This is a genomic window from Streptomyces sp. DI166, assembly GCF_900091315.1.
Classification (GTDB): domain Bacteria; phylum Actinomycetota; class Actinomycetes; order Streptomycetales; family Streptomycetaceae; genus Streptomyces; species Streptomyces fuscus.
In genome coordinates this window covers 1-7,121 of record NZ_FLSP01000185.1, presented here as the reverse complement: position 1 = coordinate 7,121, position 7,121 = coordinate 1, and the positions used below count along the sequence as shown (strand labels likewise).

Here is a 7,121-nt window from a genome sequence, read left to right as displayed (position 1 = left end):
AGTCGAAGACGTTCGATCCGGCTCGGGGCAGGGAGGTGACACATGGCCCACATCGCAGCGGTCGCCGACGACCGTACGGACGGTCCGCTGACGGCGGACGCGGTGCCGGTGCGGCTGGCCGCCGTGTTCCTGCCCGCGCCCCTCCCGCGTGAGGGCCGTATCGCCTTCTGGGACCCAGAGGACGGCCCGCTGCCCACCGGACCGGCCCCCACCGAACTGACGGTCGTACGGCCGCACGGCTCCGGAGTGCGGCGCAGGACCGCCCCCGCGCTGACCCTGCCGCTCGACACCGCGCTGCCCCTCCTGCTGCACGCCCGGCGCGACCCGGCCGCCCACCCAGCCACGGCCGCCTGGGGCGCCGCCGCCCAGCACGCGCTCCGCCTCACCGCGCGCGGCAGGCTCCTGCCCGGACTCACCCCCACCGGCCACGACGCCTGGCGGGCGGGACCCCTCGACCCCGACGACCTCGCCCACCTGCGGGCCATCGCCGCCGCCCTGCCGTACGAGGGCCACGCCGTCCCGCTGCCCGGCCCCGGACCGCTGCGGCTGCCCGAACCGGAAGCGCTGATGCGCTCCTTCCTCGACGCGGTCGCGGACACCCTGCCCCGCACCCCGGCCGCCCCGCACGCGTCCGGGAAGCCCTTCGCCGACCGCCGCCCGCAGCGGCTGCCCGACGCCCAGGACTGGGCCGCCGAGGTCGCCGCCGGAATGGACGCGGGCGTACGCATCTCGCTGCGCCTCGACCTGTCCGCGTACGACCTCTTCGACGCCGAGCAGGGCACCCGCAGCGCGGGCGCGGCCGTCGTCCAGGTGCACAGCCTCGCCGACCCCACCCTGGTGGCCGACGCGGCGGCCCTGTGGGCGGGCGAGGCGGACGCCGCCTTCGGTCCCCGCGCGCGGGTCGACGCGGCCCTCGCGGTGCGCCGCGCGGCCCGCGTCTGGCCGCCGCTGGACCGGCTCGCCGAGCAGGACGTGCCCGACGTACTCGCCCTGTCCGACGACGAGTTGGGCGACCTGCTGGGCGTGGCGGCGACCCGGCTCGCGGCGGCCGGGGTCGGGGTGCACTGGCCCCGGGACCTCGCCCAGGACCTCAGCGCGAGCGCGGTCGTCCGGCCCGCGCCCGGCTCGGCGACCGACGGCACCGGATTCTTCGACAGCGAGGAACTGCTCCAGTTCCGCTGGCAGTTGGCGCTCGGCGGGGAACCGCTCAGCGAGGCGGAGATGGACGCGCTGGCCGAGGCGCACCGCCCGATCGTCCGGCTGCGCGACCACTGGGTGCTGGTCGACCCGGCACTGGTCCGCAAGGCCCGCAAGCGCGAACTGGGCCTGCTCGACCCGGTGGACGCGCTGTCCGTCGCGCTCACCGGCACCGCCGAGGTCGACGGCGAGACCGTCGAGGCGGTCCCGGTCGGCGCCCTCGCCGCCCTGCGCGACCGCCTCACCGCCGGAATCCGCCCCGCCGAACCGCCACCGGGCCTGAACGCCACCCTCCGCGACTACCAACTGCGCGGCCTGGCCTGGCTCGACCTCATGACCGGCCTGGGCCTCGGCGGCTGCCTCGCCGACGACATGGGCCTCGGTAAGACGATCACCGTCATCGCCCTGCACCTCAAGCGCGCCCGCAGCGAACCCACCCTGGTGGTCTGCCCGGCCTCCCTCCTCGGCAACTGGCAGCGCGAGATCACCCGCTTCGCGCCCGGCGTCCCCGTCCGCCGCTTCCACGGCCCCGACCGCACCCTGGACGACCTCGACTCCGGCTTCGTCCTCACCACCTACGGCACCATGCGCACCGCCGCACCCACGCTGGCCGCACAGAGCTGGGGCATGGTCGTCGCGGACGAGGCACAGCACGTGAAGAACCCGTACTCGGCGACCGCGAAGGCGCTGCGCACCATCCCGACGCCCGCGCGGGTCGGGCTCACCGGCACGCCCGTGGAGAACAACCTCTCCGAGCTGTGGGCGCTGCTCGACTGGACCACACCGGGGCTGCTCGGCCCGCTGAAGTCCTTCCGCGCCCGGCACGCGCGCGCCGTGGAGAACGGCGAGGACCAGGAGGCGGTGGAGCGGCTGGCCCGCCTGGTGCGCCCGTTCCTGCTGCGCCGCAAGAAGTCCGACCCCGGCATCGTGCCGGAGCTGCCGCCCAAGACGGAGACCGACCACCCGGTGCCGCTCACCCGCGAACAGGCCGTGCTGTACGAGGCGGTGGTGCGCGAGTCGATGCTCGCCATCGAGACCGCGGAAGGCATGGCGCGCCGGGGCCTGGTCCTGAAGCTGCTCTCCGCGCTCAAGCAGATCTGCGACCACCCGGCGCTCTACCTCAAGGAGCCCGTCGCGGCGGACGGACAGCTCTCCCGCTCGGGCAAGCTCGTGCTGCTGGACGAACTCCTCGACACCGTCCTCGCCGAGGACGGCTCCGCGCTGGTGTTCACCCAGTACGTCGGCATGGCCCGCCTGATCACCTCCCACCTCGCCTCCCGCGCGGTCCCGGCGGAACTCCTGCACGGCGGCACCCCGGTGCCCGAGCGGGAGCGCATGGTGGACCGTTTCCAGGCGGGCGGGACACCGGTGCTGGTGCTCTCCCTCAAGGCGGCGGGCACCGGCCTGAACCTGACCCGCGCCGGTCACGTCGTCCACTTCGACCGCTGGTGGAACCCGGCCGTGGAGGAGCAGGCCACGGACCGCGCGTACCGCATCGGCCAGACCCAGCCCGTCCAGGTCCACCGCCTGATCACCGAGGGCACGATCGAGGACCGCATCGCCGAGATGCTGGAGTCCAAGCGGGCCCTGGCCGACGCGATCCTCGGTTCCGGCGAGGCGGCCCTGACCGAACTGACGGACCGTGAGCTGTCCGACCTGGTCTCGCTGCGGAGGACGTCATGACGCCACGACCGTCGGAGGAGGCCCGCCGAGCGCTCCGCGAGGGCAGGAACCGCGCATACCCGGCCCCGGAACCGGCGTCCGCGGAGGAGCCGCGGCCCGGGCCACCGGCCGAGCACCGGGACAGCCCGGCGGACGCGGCCCGCGCGGCACTGCGGCGAGCGGTGTCCCAGCAGCCTGCCCCCGACGAAGCCACCACCGAGTCGCACCCGACGACCCCGTCGACCCCGTCGACCCCGAAGGCCCCGACGACGCCGAAGAACCCCGATCCCCACCACCCGCCCAGCCCCGCCGAGTTGGCCCGCGAAGCACTCCGCGCCGCACGCCGCGAGCAGCGCCACCAGCCGCCCGGGGACCGGACGGAGCAGCCCCGGGCCAAGCGCCACCCGGCACCGGGCGACACCCCCGCCGCCCGCGCCCGAGCCCTGCGCGCGCTGATCGGCGACGCCTTCCGCCTGCCCACCGGGACAGACGACCCGGAACCGGCGGAGACCCCACGACCGACGCATGCCCCGCAACCGCCCGACGGGCCGCGACCACTGAACGAAGCACTCCCTGAACCACTCCCTGACGGCACCCCCTCCGCCCGTCACCCCCCGAACCCCCCGCTCCATGGCCGCCCCCTCCCGCGACGGCGACCACCGCCGCACCTTCCCGGCCTTCCCCGCGCGGGAACCGGGCGCGGACGGCTTCGCCGAGACCTGGTGGGGCAACGCCTGGGTGTCGGCGCTGGAGGAGGGCGCGCTCGACCCCAAGAGGCTGGCCCGTGGGCGCGGTTACGCCGACGGAGGCAACGTCGACGCCATCACCGTGACGCCGGGTCTCGTCCTGGCGTACGTGAAGGGCAGCCGACCGAGGCCGTACCGGGTGCAGGTGCGGCTGCGGACGCTGGACGACGCCGACTGGGAGAGGTTCCTGGACGCCGCCGCAGAACGGCCCGGCCACATCGCCGCACTGCTCGACAAGCAGATGCCGCACTCCCTGGCCGAGGGCGGAGTACGGCTGCTGCCCGGCCCGCGTGACCTGGACCCGAGGTGCAGTTGCCCGGACTCCGGGCACCCGTGCAAGCACGCGGCGGCCCTGTGCTACCAGACGGCCCGGCTGCTCGACGCCGACCCCTTCGTCCTGCTCCTGCTGCGCGGCCGGGGCGAGCGGGAACTGCTGGACGCCCTGTCCCGCCGCAGCGCGGCTCGCGCCGCACGTGCCGCACAGGACAAGGAACCGGCGCCCCTGCCCGGCGTACGCGCCACCGACGCCCTCGCGGCCCGCCGACTCCCGCCGCTCCCGGCGCCGTTGCCCGTGCCCGCGCACCCCGAGCAGCCCCCGGTCTACCCGGCGGGGCCGGGCGGCCCCGACCCGTTCGCGCTGGACCAGCTCGCCACCGACGCCGCCGCCCGCGCGCACGCGCTCCTGTCCACCGGCCGCGACCCGCTGGCGGACCTGACGCTGTGGCAGGACGCCGTACGCCTGGCCGCGGCCCGCCCCGGCTCGGGCCTCACCGCCGGAACCCGCGCCCTGTACGCGTCGCTGTCCTCCGCCGCTGGTCGCACCCCCGCCGAACTGGCCCGGGCGGTGGCGGCCTGGCGTCAGGGCGGGCTGGAGGGACTGGCCGTACTGGAGGAGCCCTGGGACCCGCCGGCCGGCCGCTTCGACCGGGCCCGCCCCCTCCTCCTCGCCGCCGACCTGCCGCCCTTCCGCCCCTGGCGCAACCGCCTCACCCACCCCCGCGGCCATGTCCAACTCCGGCTGGGCCGCGACGGTTTGTGGTACGCGTACGAGTCGGAACCCGGCCGCGACGACTGGTGGCCGCGGGGTACCCCCGACATCGACCCGGTCGGCGCGCTGACGGGACTGGGCGGCGCGACCGCCGACGAGTGAGGGGCTTGCGGCGCCTCAGAGGCGACAGCTCAGTTCCATGCCGTCCGCCACCGGGAAGCTGACGCTGAGGTAGCCGTTGCCGGGGTTGCGGACGTACTCCAAGTAGGGCGCCAGGTCCGGGAGTTCGATGTCGTCGGCGACCACCAGGGTCCCCGGTGCCAGGTGTGGCTCCAGGAGCCTGAGCACCGGCAGGCACAGATCCTTCCACCCGTCCAGGAACAGGAAGCCGACCGGCTCGTCCAGTGCGGCGAGGGTCTGCAGGGCGTCTCCCTCCCAGAGGGTGATGAGGTCGTCGAGCCCGGTGGCGGCGAAGGTCCGGCGGGCCGCCGCGGCTTTGGCACGGTTCATCTCGGTGGTGACGACCCGGCCCGAATCGTTGTCACGGACGGCGGCGGCCAGGTGCAGCGTGGAGATCCCGTACGACGTACCGAACTCGACGACGGTGCCGGGCTTGGTGGCCCGTACAAGGCTGTAGAGGAGCTCGGCGCCCTCGCGGGAGACCGGCATGTAGATGTCCTGGGCGGCGTCGGCGAGTTCCTGGGCCGTCACCTTCGCCTCGTCGACCAGGTCCCTCAGGCCTGTCAGGTCCGCGGTGTCGTCGTCGCGCGCCGCGGCGTCGAACAGGTCGGCCAGGGCGGCGGAGACGCGGGGTTCGGCCAGGGCATGGGTGTGGCTCACGAGATTGACTCCTTGGCTGGGGAAGAGGGGGCGGACGTGGGCAGGCACGGCATGCCCGCCGCCATTTTCGAGTCACCGTGCATCGAAAAGCTAACACATGCGAGGCATGGTGTCTCGTTTAAAGTGAGGGCATGACGGACGGGTACAACCGCGGACGGCCCCGCAGCGAGAAGGCACGCATCGCCGTGCTCCACGCAGTCGACGATCTGCTGGTCGAGGTCGGTTACGCCGCGATGACCATGAAGGGGATCGCGGAACGGGCCGGTGTGGGACGCCAGACGGTGTACCGCTGGTGGTCCAACAAGGCCGAAGTCCTCTACGAGGCAAGCGTCGTGGACGCTCGCGAGGAGCTGTCGGTACCGACCACCGGCGACGCCCGCCGGGATGTCGCGGCCTACCTGGGCGCCCTCATCGAGTTCCTGTCCCGTTCGCACGCCGGAGCGGCCTACCGAGCCCTCCTGGGCGAGGCCCAGCACGACCCCGAGGTCGCCCGGCTCCTCTCCTCCGGCGACGTCCTGGAGGCGGGCGCGGGACCGGTCCTGGACACCTGCGCGGACAACTCCCCGCTACCCCGCGACCAGGTCGCGGCACTCCTCATCGGCCCCGTCCTCTTCCACATCCTCTCCGGCCGCCCGACCGACACCCTCGACCCCGACACGCTGGCGGACCGTTTCCTGCGGGCGGTGCGGTAGACGCCGGACTTCCGGACGCCGCAAGGGCAGGCCTGGAAGCACCGCTCGCCGGGACTTCGGGCTCCTCGCTGCGCAGGAGTACCCGTCGAGAAACTCAACGCGGAGGCGGTCAGGCGGCGGACGCCTCGATCTCCCCCGCGAAGACGATGACCTGGTCGATAAGGCTCCGCCGCAGATGGACGACGTCCGTTCCGGCCAGGCGGGGGCCTCCGTCAGGCGTGGTGAAGACCCACTGGTACCGGGCCCACTCGTCAGGCATGTCCACCCCCGAGCAGCGCACCATTGTGCCGGTCCCGGCCGGATGGCGCCGGATGTCCAGCACGAACCGCTCGACCGCCGCGATTCCTTCGCTGCGTCCCAACGGCCCCCAGAAGACCACATCCGAGGTCAGGGCCTGGGAGAGCAGGGCAGGCACATAGCGGTCGTCCGAGGCGTTGAAGGCGGAGATGAACGTGTCGATCGCGGAGCGTGCGGCTTCTTCCTGCATGCCCCAGTAATACCAGCCGTGTCGCGTGCGCCCGTCCCACGAGCCGGCTTCCGATCGCGGATGATCGCCCGCACATCTCCACGGCACGGCCCCCTGCCCTGTGCGCAGACCACGGCCCTGGCCCTGGCCGCCCAGGACCGCCGCGGTGCTTTGTACCGTCCGCAGGGGAGCACCCGACCGGCGTCGGCCCCGGCCCTCACTGTGGAGTCAGCGAGTCTCCTGCGCAGCCGGAAGCCTTCTCCCCGGGGCTGTCTGTGAGAGATGCGTGAGACACGAAAGAGGCTCGACGATGCGGCAAGTCGCGGCGTAGCAGCGCAAGATCACCGAAGCCTCGACGTGCCAGAGGGCCGGTACGCGCCGAAGAACTCTGGGGGAGGGGCAAGCCGGTTACGGTGCTTCGGTAAGCCCGGACGCAGCATCGGACGGGCTCAAGACCGCCGAGAAGTGGTACGTGAAGCCGGACGTCGAAGAACTCCGGGAGCCGACACAACGTGGGACGGCCTGCGGGG

4 protein-coding genes and 1 pseudogene are annotated in these 7,121 nt (G+C 73.8%); 3 read left to right on the top strand and 2 right to left on the bottom strand.

Annotated elements, in window-relative coordinates:
- The first annotated feature begins 42 nt into the window (after positions 1-42).
- Together GA0115233_RS39270 and GA0115233_RS39265 are read left to right on the top strand one after the other, a co-directional pair.
- Complete coding sequence (locus GA0115233_RS39270; RefSeq protein ID WP_093725506.1) at positions 43-2,880, top strand: DEAD/DEAH box helicase; 2,838 nt, start codon at positions 43-45, stop codon at positions 2,878-2,880.
- Positions 2,877-4,755, top strand: a pseudogene (locus GA0115233_RS39265) (SWIM zinc finger family protein). Before GA0115233_RS39270 ends, GA0115233_RS39265 begins: the two are co-directional and overlap by 4 nt.
- A 15-nt stretch (positions 4,756-4,770) precedes the next feature.
- Here the strand turns inward: GA0115233_RS39265 and GA0115233_RS39260 are convergent.
- Positions 4,771-5,433, bottom strand: a complete 663-nt coding sequence (locus GA0115233_RS39260; RefSeq protein WP_093725504.1) for an O-methyltransferase — start codon at positions 5,431-5,433, stop codon at positions 4,771-4,773.
- A 131-nt stretch (positions 5,434-5,564) separates the two neighbouring features.
- Here GA0115233_RS39260 and GA0115233_RS39255 point away from each other — a divergent pair, with 131 nt between their 5' ends.
- Complete coding sequence (locus GA0115233_RS39255; protein WP_093725502.1) at positions 5,565-6,125, top strand: TetR/AcrR family transcriptional regulator; 561 nt, start codon at positions 5,565-5,567, stop codon at positions 6,123-6,125.
- Between the two features lie 109 nt (positions 6,126-6,234).
- On the opposite strand, the gene GA0115233_RS39250 is transcribed toward GA0115233_RS39255, so the two are convergent.
- Positions 6,235-6,612: a hypothetical protein gene (locus tag GA0115233_RS39250; RefSeq protein WP_093725500.1), complete on the bottom strand. Its 378-nt coding sequence runs from the start codon at positions 6,610-6,612 to the stop codon at positions 6,235-6,237.
- Between the last annotated feature and the right edge of the window lie 509 nt (positions 6,613-7,121).